At 52.3% G+C, this 23923-nt stretch carries 27 protein-coding genes; 2 read left to right on the forward strand and 25 right to left on the reverse strand.

Annotated features, from left to right (window positions below; genetic code table 11):
• Nucleotides 1-77: 77 nt before the first annotated feature.
• From bioC to hpf, 13 genes are all read right to left on the reverse strand, one after another.
• The gene (gene bioC, locus ABS784_RS08395) at nucleotides 78-869 is read right to left on the reverse strand and encodes a malonyl-ACP O-methyltransferase BioC (protein ID WP_352512114.1); all 792 of its coding nucleotides are present in this window, start codon (nucleotides 867-869) and stop codon (nucleotides 78-80) included.
• On the reverse strand, nucleotides 862-1554 hold the full coding sequence (locus tag ABS784_RS08400; protein WP_352512116.1) for an alpha/beta fold hydrolase: 693 nt from the start codon (nucleotides 1552-1554) through the stop codon (nucleotides 862-864). Before ABS784_RS08400 ends, bioC begins: the two co-directional genes overlap by 8 nt.
• 267 nt (nucleotides 1555-1821) lie before the next feature.
• A complete protein-coding gene (locus ABS784_RS08405) occupies nucleotides 1822-3120 on the reverse strand; it encodes a murein hydrolase activator EnvC family protein (RefSeq protein WP_352512118.1) in 1299 nt (432 codons plus the stop codon).
• A gap of 29 nt (nucleotides 3121-3149) precedes the next feature.
• Nucleotides 3150-4043, reverse strand: a complete 894-nt coding sequence (gene ftsX, locus ABS784_RS08410) for a permease-like cell division protein FtsX (protein WP_352512119.1) — start codon at nucleotides 4041-4043, stop codon at nucleotides 3150-3152.
• On the reverse strand, nucleotides 4024-4719 hold the full coding sequence (gene ftsE, locus ABS784_RS08415; protein ID WP_044732643.1) for a cell division ATP-binding protein FtsE: 696 nt from the start codon (nucleotides 4717-4719) through the stop codon (nucleotides 4024-4026). Before ftsE ends, ftsX begins: the two co-directional genes overlap by 20 nt.
• Before the next feature lie 260 nt (nucleotides 4720-4979).
• Nucleotides 4980-5315 (reverse strand): cytochrome c551, encoded by a 336-nt coding sequence (gene cccB / locus ABS784_RS08420; protein WP_352512121.1) that lies wholly within the window; start codon nucleotides 5313-5315, stop codon nucleotides 4980-4982.
• 62 nt (nucleotides 5316-5377) lie between these two features.
• Complete coding sequence (locus ABS784_RS08425; protein ID WP_352512123.1) at nucleotides 5378-6241, reverse strand: YitT family protein; 864 nt, start codon at nucleotides 6239-6241, stop codon at nucleotides 5378-5380.
• A 136-nt stretch (nucleotides 6242-6377) separates the two neighbouring features.
• Nucleotides 6378-6638 (reverse strand): type II toxin-antitoxin system RelE family toxin, encoded by a 261-nt coding sequence (locus ABS784_RS08430; RefSeq protein WP_013524619.1) that lies wholly within the window; start codon nucleotides 6636-6638, stop codon nucleotides 6378-6380.
• Nucleotides 6607-6864, reverse strand: a complete 258-nt coding sequence (locus tag ABS784_RS08435) for a hypothetical protein (protein ID WP_080729666.1) — start codon at nucleotides 6862-6864, stop codon at nucleotides 6607-6609. Before ABS784_RS08435 ends, ABS784_RS08430 begins: the two co-directional genes overlap by 32 nt.
• A gap of 110 nt (nucleotides 6865-6974) precedes the next feature.
• A protein-coding gene (gene prfB, locus ABS784_RS08440; protein ID WP_112111375.1) for a peptide chain release factor 2 occupies nucleotides 6975-8079 on the reverse strand; the annotation gives its coding sequence in 2 pieces (ribosomal slippage) (nucleotides 6975-8003 and nucleotides 8005-8079; 1104 coding nt in all).
• A gap of 93 nt (nucleotides 8080-8172) precedes the next feature.
• Complete coding sequence (gene secA, locus ABS784_RS08445) at nucleotides 8173-10686, reverse strand: preprotein translocase subunit SecA (RefSeq protein ID WP_020278901.1); 2514 nt, start codon at nucleotides 10684-10686, stop codon at nucleotides 8173-8175.
• Nucleotides 10687-10794: 108 nt separating this feature from the next.
• Nucleotides 10795-11247, reverse strand: a complete 453-nt coding sequence (locus ABS784_RS08450; RefSeq protein WP_352512125.1) for a hypothetical protein — start codon at nucleotides 11245-11247, stop codon at nucleotides 10795-10797.
• Between the two features lie 83 nt (nucleotides 11248-11330).
• The gene (hpf, locus tag ABS784_RS08455) at nucleotides 11331-11879 is read right to left on the reverse strand and encodes a ribosome hibernation-promoting factor, HPF/YfiA family (protein ID WP_014196756.1); all 549 of its coding nucleotides are present in this window, start codon (nucleotides 11877-11879) and stop codon (nucleotides 11331-11333) included.
• 174 nt (nucleotides 11880-12053) lie between these two features.
• Here hpf and ABS784_RS08460 point away from each other — a divergent pair, with 174 nt between their 5' ends.
• Nucleotides 12054-13133, forward strand: a complete 1080-nt coding sequence (locus ABS784_RS08460) for an HD-GYP domain-containing protein (protein WP_352512127.1) — start codon at nucleotides 12054-12056, stop codon at nucleotides 13131-13133.
• Between the two features lie 140 nt (nucleotides 13134-13273).
• Here the strand turns inward: ABS784_RS08460 and ABS784_RS08465 are convergent, their stop codons facing one another.
• The 5 genes from ABS784_RS08465 to flaG form a co-directional block, all read right to left on the reverse strand.
• Nucleotides 13274-13660, reverse strand: a complete 387-nt coding sequence (locus tag ABS784_RS08465; RefSeq protein WP_042382733.1) for a DUF8042 domain-containing protein — start codon at nucleotides 13658-13660, stop codon at nucleotides 13274-13276.
• 12 nt (nucleotides 13661-13672) lie between these two features.
• Nucleotides 13673-14026, reverse strand: a complete 354-nt coding sequence (gene fliT / locus ABS784_RS08470) for a flagellar protein FliT (protein WP_042382731.1) — start codon at nucleotides 14024-14026, stop codon at nucleotides 13673-13675.
• Entirely contained in the window at nucleotides 14026-14427 is a 402-nt protein-coding gene (fliS, locus tag ABS784_RS08475; RefSeq protein ID WP_042382728.1) for a flagellar export chaperone FliS, read from the reverse strand. Before fliS ends, fliT begins: the two co-directional genes overlap by 1 nt.
• 202 nt (nucleotides 14428-14629) lie before the next feature.
• Entirely contained in the window at nucleotides 14630-16132 is a 1503-nt protein-coding gene (locus ABS784_RS08480; RefSeq protein ID WP_352512129.1) for a flagellar hook-associated protein 2, read from the reverse strand.
• A 15-nt stretch (nucleotides 16133-16147) separates the two neighbouring features.
• Entirely contained in the window at nucleotides 16148-16510 is a 363-nt protein-coding gene (gene flaG / locus ABS784_RS08485; RefSeq protein WP_013146424.1) for a flagellar protein FlaG, read from the reverse strand.
• Between the two features lie 327 nt (nucleotides 16511-16837).
• Between flaG and ABS784_RS08490 the strand changes: the two genes are divergently transcribed.
• Nucleotides 16838-17686: a DNA endonuclease gene (locus ABS784_RS08490; protein WP_013146425.1), complete on the forward strand. Its 849-nt coding sequence runs from the start codon at nucleotides 16838-16840 to the stop codon at nucleotides 17684-17686.
• Between the two features lie 422 nt (nucleotides 17687-18108).
• Here the strand turns inward: ABS784_RS08490 and ABS784_RS08495 are convergent, their stop codons facing one another.
• The 7 genes from ABS784_RS08495 to ABS784_RS08525 form a co-directional block, all read right to left on the reverse strand.
• The gene (locus ABS784_RS08495) at nucleotides 18109-19392 is read right to left on the reverse strand and encodes a flagellin N-terminal helical domain-containing protein (RefSeq protein ID WP_352512132.1); all 1284 of its coding nucleotides are present in this window, start codon (nucleotides 19390-19392) and stop codon (nucleotides 18109-18111) included.
• A 193-nt stretch (nucleotides 19393-19585) separates the two neighbouring features.
• The gene (gene csrA / locus ABS784_RS08500) at nucleotides 19586-19825 is read right to left on the reverse strand and encodes a carbon storage regulator CsrA (protein WP_352512134.1); all 240 of its coding nucleotides are present in this window, start codon (nucleotides 19823-19825) and stop codon (nucleotides 19586-19588) included.
• 13 nt (nucleotides 19826-19838) lie between these two features.
• Nucleotides 19839-20273 carry a flagellar assembly protein FliW gene (gene fliW, locus ABS784_RS08505; protein WP_047819029.1) on the reverse strand — a complete coding sequence of 145 codons (435 nt, stop codon included), beginning with the start codon at nucleotides 20271-20273 and terminating at the stop codon, nucleotides 19839-19841.
• Between the two features lie 20 nt (nucleotides 20274-20293).
• Nucleotides 20294-20848, reverse strand: coding sequence for a DUF6470 family protein (locus tag ABS784_RS08510; protein WP_014196771.1), 555 nt, complete (start codon nucleotides 20846-20848; stop codon nucleotides 20294-20296).
• Between the two features lie 81 nt (nucleotides 20849-20929).
• Nucleotides 20930-21823, reverse strand: a complete 894-nt coding sequence (flgL, locus tag ABS784_RS08515; RefSeq protein WP_011232606.1) for a flagellar hook-associated protein FlgL — start codon at nucleotides 21821-21823, stop codon at nucleotides 20930-20932.
• Nucleotides 21824-21833: 10 nt separating this feature from the next.
• Complete coding sequence (gene flgK / locus ABS784_RS08520; protein ID WP_011232607.1) at nucleotides 21834-23429, reverse strand: flagellar hook-associated protein FlgK; 1596 nt, start codon at nucleotides 23427-23429, stop codon at nucleotides 21834-21836.
• Between the two features lie 11 nt (nucleotides 23430-23440).
• On the reverse strand, nucleotides 23441-23908 hold the full coding sequence (locus ABS784_RS08525; RefSeq protein ID WP_014196773.1) for a flagellar protein FlgN: 468 nt from the start codon (nucleotides 23906-23908) through the stop codon (nucleotides 23441-23443).
• Nucleotides 23909-23923 lie beyond the last annotated feature (15 nt).

Here is a 23923-nt window from a genome sequence, read left to right on the forward strand (position 1 = left end):
CAAGGGGGAATGTGGTGCGGCCAAACCATTTCCTTGAATCGGCCAAGCAACGTCCGAAACCATAAAAAATCCCCGCCTTAACAGCGGGTCATACGGATCAATAGGCAATGGTAAGTAGCTGTGATCTCCCCGTGCGCCAAAAAGCGCTGTTCGTATTCGTGCATCATGGCTTTGAAGACAGACGGACGCTGGCAATAGCGGCCAATCATGCTATTCGTGGCACCGATATGGCGCAGCGATAGGAAAAAATCACGGACAGATGGAAATCGCTCCGTTTCCACCCATTCAAACCCGTCAATTTGGGCGGCAGGGGCAGCTTGCTGGCAACGGCCCATCCATTCCGCCAGGGTCGGAAAAGCAGGGCCGATGCGAAACGACTCATGGATGTTCCTAGCTTTCAGCGCGAACGAAAATGAAGTATGCAATTCGTGGAACGTGCGGGCGCCGAAAGTGGAAAACACAAGGCACCCTCCCTCACTTAACGCCCGGTAGAGGCGGGCGATCGTCCTGACGGCGTCATTCAGCCATTGAAATGTTGCATTGGAAATGATCAAATCATATCGCTCATCCCATGTCATATCCTCGATATCGGCGCATATCCATGTCACATCTTCGCCGCTAAGTCGTTCTTTCGCAACGGCGATCATGCCTGGTGCAATGTCGACTGCGGTCATGCGCGCGTGCGGGAACATACGGCACAGTTTTTCAGTGAGATAGCCCGTGCCGCAGCCAACTTCTAAAATGTTGTGGGGGCGTATGCCAATGTGGACAGCCAATAGATCGGCCATTGTTTTTTGGACATTAGCAAACTGGTCATACGTTTTCGCCCGCTCGCTAAACCGTTTTCTCATGAGCTGCTTGTCAATCATCAGTCTCACCAACCCATGTCTGAATAAGATGAGCGCATGTCTCTGCTTGAGTCCAAAACGGAACATGCCCCGCATCAGGGAGCAAAGCCATGATAGCGTTGGGAGCGCGTTCAGCGATATAGCGTGCAGCAGCAGGTGGACAAATTGCATCTTGCTCACCGTGAACGATCAGCATTGGAGCGGAGATGTCCGCCAAAAACGGGCGCGCATCGGCCTCGATCAAATAATCAAGTCCGATCAGCAGATCATCAACCCGATCGCGGTAAAAGAAATCAGAAATATCCCTCTTTTCGCTCTTGGACCATAATGAAGCAAGAAACGCAGCGATCGTGTCAGCTGGACGTACTTGCAGCTGTGTTTTCATCCGCTTGACGATCCGTGGATGCCATCCAGCTTCATAACCCTCATCGGCAATAAAACGGCTCGTGCCGCCGATCAAAATAAGGCGAGAGACCCGCTCGGGATAAGCATAGGCCAACTCCAGAGCTACAAGCGAACCGAGCGACCAGCCGATGACCGTCGCACGCTCATGAAGCACCTGTTCCGCCCGCTTTCGAAAGCAATGAACCGTTTCAATTTCCTTCCATTCGACGGCTGTCGCATTTCCCCTTAATGATAACGAATCGAGCAACGGTGCAAAAATATCCGCCTTCATTCCCCATCCCGGAATGCAGACAATATTCATGGGATCCCCCCTAACATTTGTAAACCAAAAACAAATAAATGTTTACATTAATCGTATCACAGGCGACGGATGGCCACAATCTTTTTTCATTCCCAACGAGTTGAAGAGGGTCTCCCGCATCCATCACCGCCAAAAATGGATTGAAACAGAATCAAAGTGGAATGGGCATCGAATTTACCTGACGATGATGTCGAATCAATCAAAAAAATACGCAACTTGTCCTGCCAAAAGACAGACAAGTTGCGCAATACCACCTACTGCTCGAAATTAGAAAGGAATATAGTCAAGCGGATTGACCGCATTTGTTTTCGCTTCGTTCCACCCGCCGCGGTGCAATTCAAAATGAAGGTGCGGACCGGTCGAATTCCCTGTATTGCCCATGTAGCCAATTATTTGTCCTTTGCGGACATGCTGTCCTTCTCCGACAAGACGTGCTTCCAGATGGGCGTACACGGTCGTATACGTTTGTCCGTCAATGATATGGCTCATGAAAATGACATTGCCGTAGCTGCTAGAATAATAGGAACGGAATACGATTCCATCGGCCGCGGCAACCACTGGCACCACCGGCGCGCGCTTGCCGATATCAACGCCTGGATGGAAATCAGTGCCCCCAAACCGGTAGCCAAAGCCCGAGGTGATCGGTCCGTTGGCCGGGCGGGTGAACGCTCCGCTCGATACAGGCGGCGTGCTGCCGCCGGATGGCGTTTCTCCTGATGACGCTCCTCCACCGTTTGGCGAGGCATATGTATGTCCTCTCTGTTTCGCTTCTTCTTCGGCCCGTTTTTGCCGCTCAAGTTCAGCAAGCTGCTCTTTCACCGCCGCTTCTTGCTTGGCGATCAGTTCTTTTTCTTCTTCAAGCGCCATCTTATGATCATGCTCTTCTTCCTCTTTTTGCTTCAAATCGGCCATCAGGCGGTTTTTCTGTTCCAGCTGGCCGGCGAGTTTCGATTGCAGCTGCTTCAATTCTTGCAAATCAGCTTGCAGCTTGTTCCGCTTCTCCGTCAATTCGGCTTCCTTTTTCTCTTTTAACGCTTTATCGGCTTCCTGCTCGCGGATGATTTGTTGGTCCGCTTCCATGATCGTCGTCACGGCGCTCATCCGGTCGATGAAGTCGCTGAAGCTTTGCGCGCCGAGCAACACTTCCAAGTAGCTGACGGCCCCGCCGTTTTCCTGCAAAGAACGAAGCCGCTCCTTCAAAATTTCATTTCGCTTTTTAATCCGTTCTTGAATTTCGGCAATTTCTTGCTTCAATTGGTCAATGGCTTGCTCCGTTTGGTCAATATCGGCGCTGACGTTGCGGATTTTGCCGCTCGTTTCCTCAATGGCAATGTTCAGCTTTTCAATATCGTTGGCGACTTGTTTTTGTTGCGACTGAAGGGCCTCGATGTTTTTTTGCGCCTCGCTGATCTTGTCTTGCACCTCTGACCGCTTCGAGCGAAGCGAGTCGATTTCGTTTCGCTTTTGTTCGATGTCGCGAGTGCTGACGGCGTCCACCGCCGGCGGCAGAACGCCAATCCCAAGCGCCGCAGCGACGGCGAGCGCCATCATGTTTTTCTTTTTCATCGCTTTCCCCTCTCCCTATGACTCTTTTTTTACACTTTCAAAAACTTGCGCACCGACATGACGCTTCCCCAAATGCCGATGCCTGCGCCGATCGCCAGCAGCAGTGCGCTCAACTGCCATATAAACGGCGAAAACGGAAGAAGTTCGAAAAACGGCAAGGAAACCCGCTGTTCATACACTTGATACACGTTGTAGTACACGATCGAAAGCGCCGCGATCGGGAAGAGAGCGCCAAGCATTCCAAGCCATAACCCTTCCAAAAAGAACGGCCAGCGGATGAATCCGTTCGTCGCCCCGACAAGCCGCATAATTTCGATTTCGCGGCGGCGGGCGAAAATCGTAATTTTGATCGTGTTGGAAATGAGAAACATCGCCGTAAACAACAATCCAAGAATGAGCACGAGCCCCACGTTGCGCGCCACTTTCAGCGCGTCAAACAGCTTCTCGACCGTCCCTTGGCCATAATTGACTTTATGGACGAACGGCAATGTTTCGATTTGTTTGGCGATTTTCACCGTATCTTGCGGATGGGCCGCTTTCACGACGTATACATCGCTCAACGGGTTGTCCTGTTCAAACAATCGGAACGACGAACCCTCGTCCCCCATGCTTTTGATCAGCCGCTTCAGCTCTTCGTCCTTCGACGAATAGCGCACTTCCTTCACGTTTGGAATGGCTTCAATTTGCCGGCGCAAAGCGTCTTTTTGCCGGTTGTCAGCCGTCAGCTCGATATGGACGCGAATTTCGACATCGTTTTCGACTTTTTTAGCAAAATGGTTGATGTTGAACATGACGACAAAAAAGACGCCGACAAGCAACAATGTGACCGTGACGGCGCTGGCGGATGCAAACGTCATCCAACCGTTGCGGCCAAGGCTTTTGATGCTTTCCCGGACGTGGCGCTTAAACGTATGAAGCGTCATAGCCGTATTCCCCCTTCGCCTCGTCGCGGACGATTTTCCCGTTTTCGATGGCGATGACGCGCCGCCGGGTCGCGTTGACGATCTCTTTATTGTGGGTCGCCATCACAATCGTCGTTCCCCGGTCGTTGATTTTTTCAAACAGCTCGACAATGCCCCATGAGGTTTCCGGGTCCAAGTTTCCTGTTGGTTCGTCGGCAATCACGATCTTCGGGGAGTTGACGATTGAGCGGGCGATCGAGACGCGCTGCTGCTCGCCGCCGGACAATTCGTTCGGATAAGAGCGGATTTTATGCTTGAGGCCGACTAGGTCGAGTACTTCCATCACTTTTTTGCGGATCACTTTCGGCGATTCTTCAATGACTTCCAAGGCAAAGGCGACGTTTTCGTAAACGTTGAGCTTCGGTAGCAGCTTGAAATCTTGGAATACAACGCCGATATGGCGGCGCAAAAGAGGGACTTTGTTGTCTTTGAGCTTGGCAAGGTTGACGCCGTTGACCATAATGGTCCCGCTCGTCGGCTTTTCCTCGCGGTACATCATTTTAATAAACGTCGATTTCCCAGCTCCGCTGGGTCCAACGACATAGACGAATTCTCCTTGCTTGATGCGGACGTTGACGCCGTTTAACGCCACAACGCCGTTTGGATACGTTTTGTATACATCTTGCATTTCAATCATCGCAATCACCTATTTTCGACTCGTTTGCTGCCATTTCTCGAGCTGTTTCGAACGAATCTTGCAAAATTCCGCAAGGATTATTATAACACGATTTTCTATTGTCGAATTTTACATTTATATTTCAAATGAAGGGACACTGGCGAAACTAGGACAAAAGATTCAAAAACAGAAAACACCGCCCCGTTCTTAGCGAACAAGGCGGTGCACCTTCCGTAAGCGAAACGATCTTTTCCTTTCAAAGAGCCAGGAACATCCGACCACTATTTTTTCGAAGCGAGCCATTCCGCGACTTTGTCGGCGTCTTCCCCTTTAATGATTCCGGCCGGCATCGCGCCGCGGCCGTTGGCGATAATGTCTTTAATCTGATCTTTCGAATACTTGCTTCCAACCTTTTGCAAGTTCGGGCCGACCCCGCCCGACAGGTCTTGTCCATGACAGGACGCACAGTTTTGTTTAAAAATTTGCTCGGCAGCCGCTGCAGTATCCCCTCCGCCGTTGCTGCCGTCGTTTTTCTCCCCAGCGTTGTCCCCGCCACCGCCGCACGCGGCAAGCGCCAACGAAGCGCCGAGAAACAGAGCAGCTAACTTCCACTTCATGGCGAACTCCCCCCAGAAAACAAAAATTTCATTCTCCTTTATTATAACCGATTTTTTCCGCTTTACGTACGTTGAAATCCCTCTCCAAGCACTTCGGCGGCGTTGGCCACGACGACAAACGCTGTCGGATCAATGGTTCGGACCAATTGTTTCAATTTCGTGAACTCGGATTGCGCGACGACGCACATCAGCACTGGCCGTTCGTGTTCGGTGTAACCACCGTACGCCGGCAGCCGCGTCACCCCGCGATCGATTTCGTGCAAAATGGCGCGGCGCACTTTTTCCTCTTCATTGGTAATAATCAAGGCAATTTTCGAATAGCCAAGCCCGACTTGGACGAGGTCGATCGTTTTGCTCGTCACATACAAGGCGATCAGCGCGTAGAGCGCTCGCTCAATGTCAAAGACAAACGCCGCGGTCAACACGATCAAGCCGTCAATCAAAATCACACACATGCCGAGCGACAGCCCGGTATATTTATGGATGATTTGCGCCGCCAAATCGGTTCCTCCGGTCGACGCCCGGCCGCGGAAAACAACGCCGAGGCCAAGCCCGACACCGATACCGCCAAAGATCGCGCCAAGAAGCGGATTCGTCGTCGCCGGCTCCATCCCTTTCGTCAAATAGACGACAAGCGGCAAGAACACCGTTCCGACAAACGTCTTGACGCCAAACTGCCGGCCTAGCAGCACAACGCCAGCGATAAAGAGCGGAATGTTAAGCGCCCATTGGACGTAGGCAGGCTCAATGCCAAACAGCGCGTGCATAATCGTGCTCACGCCGCTTACCCCGCCCGAGGCGATCCGATTCGGCAGCAAAAACACGTTAAACGCCACCGCGACGACTGCCGCGCCGACCAGAACATACACATACTCCAAAGCTCCCTCCACCGTCGGAGGCATCGCTTTCTCTCTTCGCTTCCGCATGCTTCCCCACCTTCCTCTGTGAGTATAGCATGCCCGTTTTGGCAAGTAAATGACAGCCGGTTAACGCGATAACGGTCTGCTATGATAAAGGAAAAAAGGACGATCCGATGATCGCCCTAGCCAAAAAATACAAGCCTCAATACACATCGCCACGGTTGCCGATCGCCTCAATATAGATGATTCGTTCATCATGATCGATGCGAAACAAAACACGATATGTTCCGATTCGCAGCCGATATAATCCATCCTGCCCCTTCAACTTTTTAATATCCCCCTGTGGTGGGATCGCAAGCAGACCTTGCAACCCAGAGGCCAACCGTTCTTGAACCTCTTTTTCTTGCCTAGCGATGAATTTGACTGCAGCCTTACGGTAAATCAACTTGTAGCCCGAATTCACGCTTGGCTTCTCCCCCGGTGATATATCCTTCATCGCTTTGCAGCTGCTGGCGCTCTTCTTCCGTCAACGCTTCTTCATCTGTTTCGTCAATCCGCTCCCATACCATTCGTTCCTTTCTGGATCGATCAAGCAAGTACATCAAAAAATCGTACGCTGTTTGATGATCCGTTTCATCCAACCGGTCAATCAGTTCGTAAAGCAATTGTTTGCGCACAGCCAAAGCCATCGCCCTCCTTTTTCCTTATCATTACCTTCAGCGTATCACGAAAGCATAGATGCGTCAAAAGGCCAAAACACGATTTTGAAGCGAAAAAAGGACGATCCGATGATCGCCCTTTACTTCAACTTCGCACGCAAATACGCGTCAATAAACACATCAATTTCCCCATCCATCACCGCTTGCACGTTGCCGACCTCAACGTTCGTCCGATGGTCTTTGACAAGCGAATACGGATGGAAGACGTACGAACGAATTTGGTTGCCCCAGCCGATTTCTTTTTGCTCGCCGCGCAGCTCAGCGAGCTCGGCTTGCTGCTCCTCGAGTTTCTTTTGGTACAATTTCGCCTTCAACATATTCATCGCTTTTTCGCGGTTTTTGATTTGCGACCGCTCCGATTGGCACGTGACGACGATCCCGGTCGGCAAGTGGGTGATGCGCACGGCCGAGTCGGTCGTGTTGACGTGCTGCCCGCCCGCGCCGCTTGAGCGGTACGTGTCGATTTTCAGCTCTTCCGGCCGGATCTCAATTTCAATGTTATCATCCAATTCCGGCACAACCTCGCACGACACGAACGACGTATGGCGGCGGCCTGAGGCGTCAAACGGCGAGATGCGAACCAGCCGATGCACCCCTTTTTCCGCTTTTAAATAGCCGTAGGCGTTGTGCCCTTTAATGAGCAGCGTGACGCTTTTAATCCCGGCTTCCTCGCCCGGGAGGTAATCGAGCGTCTCGACTTTAAACCCTTTTTTCTCCGCCCAGCGCGTGTACATGCGCAAAAGCATCGACGCCCAGTCTTGCGATTCCGTGCCGCCCGCGCCCGGGTGGAGCTCCAAAATGGCGTTGTTTTGGTCGTACGGTTCGTTGAGCAGCAGCTGCAGCTCGAACTCGCTGAAGTCTTTCATCAGCTTTTTCGCTTCCTCGACGAGTTCAGCTTGGAGCTCGTCATCCGGCTCTTCCTTGAGCAATTCGTACGTCACTTCCAAGTTGTCAAACCGTTCTTCAAGCGAGGAAAATTCCTCGACGAGATCTTTGAGCGCATTCGCTTCGGAAATGACCGCCTGCGCCGATTTTTGATCATCCCAAAAGTTTGGCGCGGCCATTTGCTCTTCTAATTCGCGAATGCGCGCCTGCTTCGCTTCGAGGTCAAAGAGACCCCCTGATTTCCGCTAATCGCTTAGCCATTTTCTCAAGCTCTTGCTTGATTTCCACCAAATCGATCATGTTGTCCTCACCTCATCATCAATATAGTATGCCAACGATGAATGTCTGCCATTCAAAAGGGAGGCAGAGCCTTCCTTTTATATTTATAAACGGTCACACCGTTCTTCCGCAACAATGTTTATATTTTTTCCCGCTCCCGCACGGGCACGGGTCGTTGCGGCCGACGCGCACCGCCTTGCGGACCGGTTTTCTCTTCGGTTCTTCGCCGTCTTCTTTCGGGTGAACCGCTTCGCCTTTGGCCACCTCTTGGCGCTCAAGGTTATGGTGAATTTCCGCCTTCATAATATAGGTGGCGACTTCCTCTTCAATCGCCGCAATCATCTCCTCAAACATGGCGTAGCCTTCCATCTGATATTCGCGCAGCGGGTCGACTTGCCCGTAGGCGCGCAAATGGATGCCTTGGCGAAGCTGCTCCATCGCGTCGATATGGTTCATCCATTTCATATCGACAGCGCGCAAGACGACGACGCGTTCAAACTCGCGCATTTGTTCAGGCGGGATTTGCGCTTCTTTCTCATCATAGCGCGCCTTCACTTTCGCCCAAATGAGCTCGATCATCTCTTCGGGCTCTTTGCCGCGCAAGTCAGCTTCCGTTACATCCCCTTCCGGAAGCAGATGGGCGTTGAGATACTCAACGAGCCCTTTCAAATTCCACTCTTCCGGAACCTCTTCTTTCGGCGTATGAGCGTTGACGACGCGCTCGATCACCGATTGGATCATCTTTTCGATAATGCCGCGCAGGTTGTCGGAATCGAGCACTTCATAGCGCTGGCGGTAAATGATTTCCCGCTGCTCGCGCAGGACATCGTCATATTGAAGCAGCTGTTTGCGGGCGTCGAAGTTGTTGCCTTCGACCCGCTTTTGCGCCGACTCGACCGCTCTCGTCACCATTTTGCTTTGGATCGGCTGCGAGTCGTCCATTCCAAGGCGGTCCATCATCGCCATTAAGCTTTCCGAGCCGAAACGGCGCATCAATTCGTCTTCAAGCGACAAGTAAAACTGCGACACCCCAGGATCGCCTTGACGCCCGGAACGGCCGCGCAGCTGGTTGTCGATCCGCCGGCTTTCGTGACGCTCCGTGCCGATGACCGCAAGCCCGCCAAGCTCCTTTACCCCTTCGCCAAGCTTAATGTCCGTCCCGCGCCCGGCCATGTTCGTCGCAATCGTCACCGCACCTTTTTGCCCGGCTTGGGCGATGATTTCCGCCTCTTTCGCATGGTTTTTCGCGTTTAAGACGTTGTGCGGGATGCCGCGTTTTTTCAGCATCTCCGACAACATCTCGGACGTTTCGATCGCCACCGTGCCGACAAGCACGGGCTGCCCTTTCGCATGGCGGGCGGCGATGTCCTCAACCACGGCGCGGAACTTCCCTTCCATCGTCCGATAAATCAAATCCGGACGGTCTTCGCGGATGACCGGGCGGTTCGTCGGAATGACGACGACGCGCATGTTGTAAATGTTGCGGAACTCTTCCTCTTCCGTCTTCGCCGTCCCCGTCATCCCCGCCAATTTTTCGTACATGCGGAAATAGTTTTGGAACGTGATCGTGGCTAAGGTCATCGACTCGTTTTGAATCTCGAGCCCCTCTTTCGCCTCAATGGCTTGATGAAGCCCATCGCTGTAGCGGCGGCCGTGCATCAAGCGCCCGGTGAACGGGTCGACGATGATCACTTTTCCGTCTTGCACGACATAGTCGACATCGCGCTGCATCGTCACGTGCGCCCTTAGCGCCAGCTGAATATGGTGGTTGAGCGTGACGTGTTTCAAATCGAACAAGTTGTCGATGCCAAACGCGCGCTCCGCTTTGTTGATTCCTTCTTCCGTCAGCTGGACGCTTTTCGTTTTTTCATCGTATGTGTAATCGACATCTTTGCGCAACGTGCGGACAAACGCATTCGCCTGCACATACAGCTTAGTCGACTTCTGCGCCGTGCCGGAAATGATGAGCGGCGTCCGCGCTTCATCGATCAAAATCGAGTCGACCTCGTCGATGATCGCATAATAGAGCGGCCGCTGCACAATGTGCTCTTTATAGAGCACCATGTTGTCGCGCAAATAGTCAAAGCCAAACTCGTTGTTCGTCCCGTACGTAATGTCGGCGTTGTACGCCGCCTGCTTCTCCTCGCGCGACATGCCGCTTAAGTTCAAGCCGACGGTCATGCCTAAAAACTCATACAGTTTGCCCATTTCCGTCGCATCGCGCGTCGCCAAGTATTCGTTGACCGTCACGACATGCACGCCGCGCCCCGTCAAGGCGTTCAAATAGACGGGCATCGTCGCCGTCAACGTTTTCCCTTCCCCGGTTTTCATCTCGGCGATGTCGCCCTCATGCAAGACGACGCCGCCCATAATTTGCACTTTATATGGGTACAAGCCAAGGACGCGCTTCGCCCCTTCGCGCACAACGGCAAACGCCTCAACAAGCAAATCATCGAGCGATTCGCCTTGTTGGTAGCGGGCTTTGAATTCCTCGGTTTTTTGCCGCAGCTGTTCATCGGACAGTCGGGCCATCTCCGGACCGAGCGCATCCACTTGATCCGCAATTTTCTCGAGCCTTGCCAACTGACGCTTGTTCGGGTCAAATACTTTTTTTAAGACTCCAAGCATAGGAAACGCTCCTTATTTTTCATGGACTCACTTATTCATCATATCATTTACAGGGATAGGTGACAACTGTTGCACAGGCTTAGAGAGGGGCATGTCCAAAAGAGGGAATCACGCCTTGGACTGAAGCTGCTCAATCGCCGCTTCCGCATGGTGAAGCCGCCGGTTCAGCGCATAAATTTCAAAACTTTTCTCCTCAACTTTTTCATGAATTTTGCGAAGCAATATTTGCACATCATCCACAAGCGGCGTTTCGACCCGATGAAGCGTCTCTTTCACTTCCGTCAATTCAGTTTCCACACCATCCAACCGGGTCTCCACGCCATCTAACCGCGTTTCCACGCCGTCCAACCGGGTCTCTACACCATTCAACCGCGTTTCCACACGGTCTAACCGCTCTTTCACCGCGCCCATTTCCTGTTCGAGGCCGACGAGGCGTCCGTTCATCTCCGTCAAACGGCCATCCATCTGCTCAAACCGTTGGCGAGTTTCTTCTTGGAACACCAAAAATCCTTTTTCCATGTTGTCCAACTTGGACAAGATTTGACGCAACAGTTCCTCCATCGCTCTCCCCCATTTTGATTTTTCTCATGCATATTATAACATCCCCTGCCAAAAAAAGCAGGGGATGCGCATAGGGAGGCTGTTCAATTTGCCTCGATCAATCCGTATTTTCCGTCTTTGCGGCGGTAGACGATGTTCGTCCGGTTTGTTTCCGCGTTGGTGAAAATGAAGAAGTTGTGCCCCAACAAATTCATTTGCAAAATCGCTTCTTCGCTGTCCATCGGCTTCAAGCTGAAATGTTTCGTTCGCACGATTTCAAACTCCTCTTCATTCTCCGCCGCGGAAGCGCCGATCGAGACAGGGGCAGCCAGCTTCGCTTCTTTCTCGCGGTCGCGCAGCTTCCGATTGACTTTCGTTTTATGTTTGCGGATTTGCCGCTCCAGTTTATCCGTCACTAAATCGATCGCCGCATACATATCTTCATGGCGCTCTTCAGCGCGCAGCAACAAATGCGGCATCGGAATGGTCACTTCGATTTTCCCTTGTCCATCGTTGTATACTTTTAAATTGACGTGCACATGCACGTCTTCGGTGCCATCAAAGTAGCGTTCCAGTTTCCCGATTTTTTTCTCCACGTACTCGCGCAACGCTGGAGTTACTTCGAGGTTTTCCCCGCGAACGTTATACATCATCGCTGACCACTCCTTATCTTATAAAACTGTAAATCCCTACACTTTTTATTACCCATCCAATCCATGTTTCAATCAAAAATATTTTTGAAGATTTTGTGAAAAACATAGGAAAATATGGTAAGATAGGCATAGGTGTTTTTTCTTATGATGTGGAAGGTACGGAGTGTGTGAACGATGCGAAAGGTCCATATTTCCCATGCGAAAAGCGGTGACGTGCTCGCTGTCGACTTGTTTGCCGCCAACGGCAGCGTCCTTTTGTCGCGCGGTGTGCGGCTGACAAGCGGCTACATCCGTTCTTTAGCACAAAAAGGGGTTCAATACATTTATATTGACGACAAACAAACATATGACATCCGCCCGCGCCCGCTCATCAGCCCGACCGTGCGCCAGCAGGCGGTCAAGAAAGTGTACGAGACGATGACCGCTTTGATCGAGCAAAAAAAGCTGCTCCGCCGCGCCTCCTCGCTCGATTTAGGAAAAGAGTACGAGAAGGTGTTCAAAGACATTTTGGATTACTTGCTGAAGCAGGAGAACTTGCTCATCAATTTGTCGGATTTGGTCATCTCAAACGGCTACTTTTTCCATCATTCGGTCAACGTCGCCACCATCGCCGGCGTCATCGGCATCGCCAAAGGCTACCGCCCCCAACAGCTGCTTGACCTCGGCGTCGGGGCGCTTCTGTTTGACATCGGCATGACCCAACTGCCCGATGGCCTTTGGCGGAAAAAAGGGGAACTGACCGAAGAAGAAAAGGAAATCGTCCGCCGCCACACCTATCTCGGCTTTGAGCTGCTTCGGCGCCAGCGCAACATTTCGCTCTTTTCCGCCCATTGCGCCTTGCAGCACCACGAGCGTTGCGACGGCAGCGGCTACCCGCGCGCCTTATCCGGAAACGAGATTCACGAATATGCCCGCATCGTCGCCATCGCCGACGTCTTTGACGCCTTGACATCGGCCCGCTACCACCGAAAGCAATATTCGCCACACGAAGCGGCCGAATACTTATCCGCCGCCGGCGGCCTTTTGGACTATGAACTGATCAAGCTGTTTCTCTCCTACATCGCCATCTATCCGGTCGCCGCGACCGTCTTGCTCAACACCGGGCATATCGGCGTCGTCTCGCAAGTGTTCCCGGGTTTCCCGCTCCGCCCCGTCGTTCGGATTGTTAAAAATCCGGCGGGCGAGGAGCTGAAAAGCCCATATGAGATCGACTTGCGGAAAGAGATGAACATCACCATTGTCAAGGCCGTTTGACTCTTTTGCCGCTCACGGCAAAAACAGGCGAACGAATGCCGGTTTCATTCGCCCTGCCGCACAAAAGCGGGTGCCCTCGATTCCAGCAAGAGGACACCCGCTTTCGCTTGCACGGCTGGCAAAGCACCGCCGTTCGTTCTTCACTGCACAACATACCGCCGCAGACCGCTCTCCATCGCACTCTTCCACGCCTGAAACGCCGGCGACAACCGTCCACAGACAATACGCTCTTTCGCCGCCGCATCGGAAAATTGCCCGTCAAGCGCCGCTGCCGCTTCCAGCACATCCGCAAACCGTTCGATATGGCCGACCAAATCGCTCTCGTCAGCGAACAGCTGGCATAAATAAACGTTCGTCTCACCGATTTTCCCAAGCGCCAATAAAAGATCCGCCAGCAACACATCCGCATGCATCCGCCGCGGGTCAGAAAAACTCGCCTCCACATAATCGAGCCCTTCTTCGACCGTCTCAAGCAGCGCCGCGTATTGGCGGATGATATTCAGCGCCTCGCTTGTCAATTCCGCCATCCTGAATCCCACCTATCGCCGTTTGTCGTAAAACATCCCGTCAAACGAAAGCGGCTGCTCGTACGGGTGAACATAGCGGGCGTTCGCCTGCCGCTTCGCCCCTGTCATCCGCAAGTCGCGGCGAATTTCTTCGCACACCCGAAGCAGCCGTGCCTCAATCTCTTGATTCCAAACGATAATCTCACGGCCAAGCTCTTGTTCTTCCTCGCTGTATGGCGGCCGCAGCTTCCGAAGCAGCTCCTCACGCTCCCGAAGCAGCCGATCGACCGCCGCAAGCCGCTCTTCGCGCTCCTCGGACGGCCACGGCAGCGCCGTCGCCTCAAGCAACTCCTTCGTCACCAACCAAACATCGTGCACAACGCCCATTACGCCTGCCCGCCTTCCGCGTATTGGCGCTGCCGATTGAGCTGAATCACCTGCTTCCACGTATCGCGAAACTCGACGACATACCCTTCCACCTCATCCAAAATCGCCGCATCGTTTTTCACATTCGCCTCGACTAGGCGGCGGTAGATGTAGTCATACATGGTCATCATCGATTTCGCGACGTCATATTCCATTTTCAGCGTCGCCATCAATTCCAAAATGATCTTTTGCGCCTTCAACAAGTTTTCATTACGCGCCGCGATATCGCCCGTCTCCATCGCCTGGCGCGCGAGCTTGATAAACTTCAAGCAGCCGTTATACAGCATCAATGTCAACTCCCCAGGCGACGCCGTCTGCACAGCGTTCGCTTGGTAGTGTTGATACGGATTGTTCGTTGCCATCCCGATCACTCCTCTTCCACGTCAAGTGCTGCACACGTTTCAAGACTGAAGCAAGAACGTTTTTTTCAGCCAAACCGCCCCTTTCAAGAGGCGTCGCGCCTTTTCAGTTGTCTCAGCCTAAAACCTCCATCATCAGGAAGCGGATCGCTTTCCGATGATGGCCAAGCGCCTACGGACGCCTGCATGCCACAGCCGCTGATCGTTATCTTTGCATGCCGCCAAAGGCATTCATCAAATACATGCTTTGTTGGTTGGCGCGCTGAATCGCCTCTTCCATCGCTGTGAATTGGCGGTAGTAGCGGTCTTCAATCTGTTTCAGCCGATCTTGAAACCGGTCAATTTGGTCATTGATCTGGATTAAATCGCGCCCGATCGCAAACTGTTGGTTTGTCCAAACGGTTTTCCCCGCCTTTTGCTCGATTTTCCCGATCGTTTCCTTGATCGTATCGCGCAGGCGGCGGGCGATGCCTTTCTCCGCATCGGTCGCACCGTCTTGGTTAAACAACTGATAGACGGCATCCGGATTTTCCTTGATTTTCTCCCGCAGCTTCGTTTCGTCAATGATCAACTTCCCGCCGTCTAGATAATTTGACGACGTCGTAATCCCGATTTGCGCGAGCTGCGAGAACCCGCTTGGGATGTTCGCCCCTTCGACTTTCGTGTACACATTCATCCGCATTTTGCTTAGGGCGCTGGACAAAATCGAATCACCGCGAAGCATCCCGCTCCGCGCCTTTTCTTCCCACAGCTCAATTTGCTTTTCCGTCATCGCTTCCTTTTGCTCGTCGGTAAGCGGCGGATAGTCGCGGTAGCGCTCTTCTTTCAGCTCGGCGTTGATTTTGGCGATCGTTTCGTTGTATTTGTCGACAAACCCTTTAATGGCGTTAAACATCGCGTCCGCATCCGTCGCCACCGACACTGTCGCCGTGCCCGTCCCTTTCACCGTATACGTCACACCGTTGATCGTAAATGTATTCGACGAGCGGGTCGTTCGCAAGCCGTTGATGGTGATGTCGGCGTCTTTCCCTGCCGTTTTCCCCGTGAGCTCTTGCCCCGCTACGGTATTCGTAAACCCAAGCTTTTGCGCAAAAAAGTCAGCCGTCGCCTGATCGGCGAGCACCAGACTCGCTTGCGCTCCCGTGTCTTTTTTCATGATCGAAACCCGCCCGGTCTGCTCGTCGTAAAACGCGCTGACGCCAAGATCTAGGTTGCTGTTGAGTTGGGCGATCAATCCGTCTAACGTCGTTCCTTGTTTCACCATGATCGACGCCTGCTTCGTCGTCCCATCCCCGTTTGTCACGTTGATCGTCAGCGTCACATCAGCGGCAACGGAAAAACTCGCCTTGTCCACTCTCACGGCGGCATCCGACAGCCAGACGGCCGATGTGGCCACTTGGTTTACTTGCATCGTCGTCGCCACGTTCGCCGCACTCGATCCCGCCGTCGCTGTGACGACCGATTCGTTCGAACTCGAGACAGTTTTTTTGAGCATGCTGCTTTGGAGCGTGATGTTGGAAAACAAGTAGTCGTCAAGCCCCTGAAGCAACGTGTTCATCGCTCGGTAATCATCACGCTGCCACTCGAGCAGCTGCTTTTTCTGCTTCAATTTATCCAGCGGCGCCCGCTCTGCTTTCATCAAATCGCTCACGATTTTGTCAATGTCCATTCCACTCGCGAGGCCGCTGATGCGCATCGTATTCGCCATGTCGACTCACCACCGTTAAATTTTTTTATCCACTAAAAGCCCGACAAACTCCATCATCGCCGCGTACATATCAAGCAGCTTTTTCGGCGGGATTTCGCGGATCACTTCCTGCGTTTTTTCATCCACCACTTGCACGTAATATTCATGCAGCTCTTTATGCAGCTCAAACCGGATTGATGTATGGCTCGGCTGCACGAGCTCATTCAAGCCGTTGACCACTTTCTCCACAGCTTCTTCCGAAAGCGGTTGAAAAAGGGAAGAAGCAGAACCCCCCACCTCTTGAGGCTGCACTGCCGCGCGTTCGACGGTTGCATGCACCTGCTCGCTTCGCGTCGGTTCATAGGAAGGAAAAGAAGAAGACACCCGTTCAATCGTCATACGATCCCGCTCCTTTGGTTTGGACGCTTTCTATGGTTTATATCGGATGAAACGTAGGGAGTGTGAAGGGGGAAAGGGGAATTTCATTTAGGCGAAAGGTGACTAGGGAGTGGTGTATAATCTCGAAGCAACTAAAATCGCTATTCTGAAAATACCCGAACGCCAAAATGTGCAAGGTTGTAGAATTCAACATAGAGGCATTTTCATCCTTCTGATGGTGACAAAATTTTTTGTCATGGGAGTCTATATAGAAAGGTTCCCTAAACATATAAGAATATATTATAATAAAACCAGAACAAACGTTCCCAAAAGAAAGGAGAAACGGTCATGGACGACTTATCCAAATTAACCCCTGTACAACAAAACGTTCTAATTGCTAGCATTATCGGAGACGGAGAAATTACAAAGCTTTATAAAAAGAGCCGACGGAAAAACCATAGTTACCGGGAACATTTCGGCATGGAACAGGCTGAGTATCGAAAATGGAAGATTTCATTTTTCGACAATCTTTTGTACATCACTCCCCGAAGTCAATGTGTTCGATCATCGTCTCTTCCGCTATTTACAAGGCTATATCCATACTTTTACCATGATGATGGTTCTAAACATATCCCGATTCCTTTATTGACGTATTGCACGTTGCCTCATTTCCTTGCTGTTTTATATATGGATGATGGCTCGCTCTGTATTTCTCCTAATATCAATAAACGCAAAAAAGTAATTTACCTGACACCTCATATTTACCTTTATCTACAGAATTATCCTCGCGAAGAATTAAAAAAGTTGCAACAACACATTCTTTCTCATTTCGGTGTCACCTTCCGTTTAAGTAAACATCCAAATGGACAAGGCTGCATTTTACGAACAACCTCTGTGAGGGATACGTTTCATTTTCTTAATATAATCTCCTCAGCAATCTCAACTTGCCCGTCTATGTATTACAAAACCAACTGGAACGAGCGACTCAAAATAGAAAAGGAAAAATGGCAAAAGATATTCCCAGATTTCGAATTGCGGACGAGCAGCCACGAACGTTCAAAGCGATACTCTAAGAAGGAGATTCAACAACTAAAGGACATGAAGCAAAAAGGCGCGACGATTCAAGAAATTGCTGATACCTTGCACCGAAGTTATTGGTCTATCGTGTATAAATGGCGTGAAATACAAAAAGAGTGACAACAAACAAGAGACCCTAGGCCACCCTAAGGTCTCTTGTCTTATGATTAACGAAGCAATTGCAATACCCCTTGCGGTTGTTGGTTGGCTTGCCATGCCTCAACGTCTTTCGACCGTTGTGCAGACTACCTCTTCACCCTCAGCTTGACCTGTTAGGGGCTGGGCGCTTCGGTTCGGCATCGGCCTCCCCTACGGGCTTCATCACCATAGCACTCGCCTTAGGTGGTATGCCCTAGTCGTTGAACCTTCTCCACCCTTTCGGGACAGGAGCTTGGCTGCTGATTGCCCAATCCTTTGGCTTTTTCCGCCGTCACGTCTGCCGTTTCCAGCTCCGTTGTGGCGCCAAAGGCTCTTAGGGTTTCCCAGCAATTCACCCAGTCATCCTCTTAGCCGTTTCCAGCTAAGACGCCCGCCAAACCAGCCTACCGAAGCAGCTGCAACACCGCTTGCGGCAGTTGGTTTGATTGAGCCAACATCGCTTGCGCTGCTTGCGCCAAGATGTTGTTTTTCGTGAATTCCATCATTTCTTTGGCCATGTCGACGTCACGGATGCGGGATTCCGCAGCGGTTAAGTTTTCCGCCGATGTGCCTAAGTTGTTGATCGTGTGTTCGAGGCGGTTTTGGACAGCGCCAAGTTTAGCACGCTCTGCAGATACTGTTTCAATCGCTCTGTTGATAGTTGTCACTGCCTTATTCGCAGTGGCTTGGCTTGTAATATCTACGCCTCCTACAGTAAATGAATCTCCGTCGGCTACAGTTACTCCCGTTGTATCTAGAACAACTTTCCCATTTTTATCAATAAATGTAACTCCACTATCTGTTGTCCAAGCAACAGCGTTCCCATTGCTATCTTTAAGAGCATTTTCAGATGCTACATAAGTATATGTCCCAGCTTGCAAACCATTATTTGTTAGTGAACCAGTCGCAGAAACCTTTGTTCCATTCCCGCTTAACGTTACTGTCCCAGCCTTAACAGCAGCAGTAAACGTAAATGTATCGTCTTTCTCTCCAATAGCTGAAGTCCATGATTTCCCATCGTTGCTTGTAGCTACAGTATTGCCATTGGAATCAACCATTTTATAACTGCCAGTATTGGTTGTTTGAATCTGATAAGTGCCGTCAGCTATATCTTGGAGGGTTCCGGTTTTTGTGAATGAAGCATCCCCATCAGCATCACTAATTACTGTTGTCACATCTCCTGCTACACCTAATGCGAATGCACTCATGTCACTGATATTCAACTTAATGTTTTGTGATTCATTCGCACCAATATGGAAAGTGCCAGAAAACGTCCCGTTAAGAAGTTTTTGCGTGTTAAACTCAGTAGTACTCGAAATCCTTGATAATTCTTGTGCAAGCTGATCAACTTCTTTTTGAAGTTCAACGCGATCTGTAGCAGTATTCGTATCGTTCGCTGCTTGAACCGCCAGCTCCCGCATCCGCTGCAAAATCGAGTGAGTCTCGTTCAAAGCACCTTCTGCTGTTTGGATGAGGCTGATTGCATCTTGAGAGTTTTTCGAAGCCATCTCCAACCCACGAATTTGCCCTCTCATTTTTTCAGAGATCGCAAGACCCGCCGCATCGTCACCCGCGCGGTTAATGCGAAGGCCGGAAGACAGCTTTTCAATGTTTTTAGACGCCTGCGTGTTGTTGAACGTCAACTGCCGATACGTGTTCAACGCCGCGATGTTGTGGTTGATTCGCATAGTTTCTTCCTCCTTGAATGGATATTCTCTTCCACGTCCCTGTGGAAGTCATCGGCACGGGGCGAAAGTCGGCCGCCTTTCGCCGCAAGCCGCGCTCACTTTTTATATCGGCGCATTTTTTGGAAGTTTAATAGGGAACGTTAAATTTTTTGTCGATGATGACAAAAAAGCGCCGCTTGGGCGCCTGATTCGTTTATGAGGTGTTCCATTGTTTCAGCTTGGCGGTCAGTGCGGCGAGCGAGGCTTCGGACGCTTCGGAGGCGGCGCTGTTTTCCGCTTGGATGGCGAGGTACACTTCTTTGCGATGAATGTCGACGTGTTTGGGCGCGTTGATGCCGAGTTTCACTTGGTCGCCTTGAATGGCGAGGACGGTGATTTCGATGTCATCGCCGATTTGGATCGCTTCTTTGATTTTCCGCGTTAGGACAAGCATCAAGCCGCCCCCTTTATGTCGCCACTTTGTCCGGGAAGAGGCGATGTTTCGTTTGGTACGGGGGGTTCGTTAAGATCACTTGCTTGCCGAGGCGCTTATGGACGTTAATGACCACGGGCGCCTGCAAGTTCGCCGTCGTCTCGTGAAACGGGTCGGCGACGGTGAGGATGACATACACGGCGACGTCGCGTTCGCTTTCGATGTTAAGTTGTTCGACCGTCGCTTCATCCAGTTCAAATTCGTACGATGGAAAGTACGAAAACGGCTCAATCAGCACAAACCCGAGCGCAGGGATCTCGACCGACTGCAAGATGACAAACGGCGTGTCGGCGAGCGGAAGAAGGACGAACCGCTTTTCGTCGGCGAATCCGGGCAAGCCATGTGGGAAATGGATAATGTCTTCTTCCTTCACCGCCACGGTTCCGTGGTATTTCGTGTCGATATTCATGAATCGTTCCTCCTGTTTTCTCAAATGACGACGTCAATGTGAAGCGACGGGCGCTGGGCGAGGGCGATCTTGACCGTTCCTTGCTGGTAGCGGATGATCGGCGCATGCGCCTTCACATCAATGCGCGGCGCGTGGGTGTTCCAGTCGATCGCCAGCCGTCCTGGTTCATAGTCGACCTTGACGCTAAACGGCGGCGGGACGAGGGCGATGTTGAACTCGAGCGGCGGGTCTTCACTGTTTACAACGGCTTGGTCGGCGAGCGGGTTGCCGCCGTCCTCGATGCGCATCAGTTCATCGCCTTGGACCGCAGCGCGCTCGATGAAATCGAGCACCGCTTGCCGCCCGTCAGCGGCCGCATCCCGAATGAGCCGAAACACGTGCTTGTTGTTCACCGCCGCCCACGCCTCGGTCTGGTCGATCGTCAGGCGGGCGGGGATGGAAGCGATGCGCATGTCGGCGGACGGCTGCTCGATCGCCATGTCGGCATGGGGCTGGGCAATCTCGAGCCGCGCGGGTTCGCTTGAGATCGCCAGCTTGGCGTACGTCGCTTCCATCCTAAGCTGCGGAATGCGCATGCCCTTCCCCCTTTCAATGGTTGGGATGGATACCAAAACAGCGCGGGACTGTTCGGTGAAAAAAGCCAGCAGGAAGCTGGCTTAGCGCAAAAAGTCAACCAGCGTCGGCTGAATGACGCGCGCGCCGACGGCCAAAGCGGCTCGGTGGACGCTTTCTTGCGTTTTCAAGTCGGTGATGACTTTTTCAAGATCAACGTCTTCGTTGTCCGACAACATTTTTTCCGCGATCACCTGCTGGCTGTCGATGCGGTCTTCCATCAGCTCGATCCGGTTCATGCGCGCGCCGAGTTCGGCGCGGACGCCGAGCAAATTTGTCAAATGGCTGTCGAGTTTGTCTAAATAGCCCGTTAAATCATTACCGGTCGTACTCGGATTTTCGAGGGAAGCGGCCAAGTTTTGCAAGTCGGAAAACAATCCGCTGCCCGCCCCGAACGCTGTGCTCGGCGGAATGTTGACCGGAATGTAAATGCCTTTGGCGAGCTCAATGTTCAGCTGTTGGCTGTTCGTCGACACGGAAATCGTGCCGTCCGGGTTCACAGTAACAGGTGGCTCCGTCGTTTTCGCGCCGTTAAAGATGTATTTGTCGCCGACTTTCGTATTGGCGATCGTGACCAAATGTTCGGTGAGCTGGCGCACTTCTTTGGCGATCGACTGGCGCTGCGTTTCTTCGTATGTGTCGTTGCTCGCCTGCACGACGAGCTCGCGGATGCGCTGCAGCGCCTGCGTCGCCTTGTCAAGCGCCGAATCAGAGTTTTCGACCCAGTTGTACGCTTCCGAGAAATTGCGTTTGAACTGCTCGACTTCGGCTAAATTCGAACGGTAGGCGATTCCTTTCATCGCCACAACAGGATCGTCGGACGGGCGGGTGATTTTTTTCCCCGTCGAAAGCTGGGTTTGATATTGATCTAACTTTTCGTAGCTGCGGGTGATTTGTTTCAACATATTATTCGCCAACATGCTTTGCGTAATACGCATCACCGTTCACCTACCTTCCAACGACGCCCATGCCGTTGATGAGTTTATCGAGCATCTCGTCAATCACCGTAATTTGACGCGCCGCGGCGTTGTAGGCGTGCTGGAATTTGATCATGTTCATCATCTCTTCATCCAGCGACACGGAGCTGACCGACTGCCGTTTTTCCTCCACCGACTGGCGCAGAATTTCACTATTGCTTTTCATCCGGTTCGCCTGCTCACCGTCGACGCCAAGCTGTCCGATCCAGCCTTGGTAGTTCGTTTCGACCGTGCCTGAGGAAAGCGGCAAATTAAGGGACGCCAAGTTGACGGAGATGCCGTCTTGCAGCGAAACGGTCGCATTGGACAGAAGCAGGCTGCGGACGTTGGCGAGGTTGATGGCGTTGTTGCCATTCCCTGTTTCCCCGCTTTTCGTTGACGCCGCGATGTTCGCCAAATCGTCGATGTCGGCGGCGAGTTTGATCGTTTTCGCCGCGCCGCTCACTGCGCCGATCCCGTCAAAAAACGGGTGATTCGTGCTCCCGTTTAGCCCGTAGCCTTGTTGATGAACGTCGTTGAACACCTTGCCGAACGTGTAGGCGAGCTTGTCCAAATTCGCCAGCATGTCTGGGTACAGCCCTTTGACGATCGGCTGGCCGCTGGCGTCGGTTCCTGTTTGATAGCCGTATCCTTCGATCAGCCCGCGCAATTTGCCGTTCGGAAGAGAGGAAAAGGAAACGGTCGTCCCGCTGACATCGAGCGTATTGATGCCTAGATCGGGAGGCATCTCCTTCACCCCGTCGCCGTCGACATCGCTGCCATCGGAAAACGACACGACAGACGCCGTTCGGCCTTGAACGAGATACACTTTCGCGCTCCCGTTCATCACGTAAACATCGTACGTTCCTTCCGCCATGGGCAAGGCGTTTCCGCCAGTTGGATGCTTTTCCACACCGATCTCCATATATTGCGACAGCTGGTCGATCAACCGATCGCGCTCATCGTACAAGTCGTTGGGCAAATAGCCGTTCGGCTCGATTTCGGCGATCCGTTCATTCAATGCGCTGATTTGGTTGAGAAGGGAATTGATTTCCGTCACCGTCGTACCGATTTGCGTGCCAAGATCCGTGCGGATTTGCGCCAAGGAATTTGACAAGTAATGGAACGTCTCGACGACCGCTAACCCGCGCTGGCGGACGACGGAGCGCGCTCCTTCGTTCTCCGGGTGGGTGCTCAAATCTTGAAGCGCCTGCCAAAACTGGTCCATCGTTTTCGCCAGTCCGCTGTCGGACGGCTCATTCATAATGTCTTCCATCTTCGACACCGCATCCGCGCGCGCTTCCCAATAGCCGAGTTTGCTGTTTTCGCCGCGGTATTGGATGTCGAGGAAATATTCACGCACCCGTTCGACCGACGACGCTTCCACCCCTGTCCCCATTTGCCCTGGGATGTTCGGGCGGTTGAGCCCGGGCGTCGGAAACGGCGGCGTCGCCTTGAGTTGGACGCGTTGCCGTGTATACCCTTCCGTATTGGCGTTGGCGATGTTATGTCCTGTCGTATACAACGCCGCTTGCTGGGCCATCATGGCGCGCCGAGCGGCTTCTAATCCGTGGAATGTCGAGAGCATCGTTCTCCCCCTTACGCTTTCGATTCAAACAGCGGGCGGTCTGGCGATGGCGCGTACCCTTGCGTGCGGCTGTAAGTGGACGGCGTTGGGGTGAACGTCTCGATCATGGCGGTGACAAACTGGAGTGACTGCTCAATGAGCTGGCGGTTCAACTCATTCGCTTCCGCCACCGCGTTCACCGCCTGTTTCAGCCGCTCACGGCATTCACGCAATTCCTCGCGCTCCTTGCCTTTCGCCATCGCCTCGCATTGGGCGATTGTCACCGTTTCATCGCCGAGCACCTCTTTCAGCCAGCGCCGCCGCCGTTCTTCGAGTTGACGGATGGCCAAAATATGCTTTTGTTCATCCGTAAGCAAAGCCGACAGCGCCTCGATATCGTTTTTTTTCAACGCTTCCGTTTTCCGCCGCGAAAGCGCCAGCAAGCTTTCATGCAGCTCGATATGCGCCCGCAAAAGATGGATGAGTGCCGCAAACGTCATCACGATCCGCTTCCT

The sequence above is a fragment of the Geobacillus sp. G4 genome (assembly GCF_040327975.1).
GTDB lineage: Bacteria > Bacillota > Bacilli > Bacillales > Anoxybacillaceae > Geobacillus > Geobacillus thermoleovorans.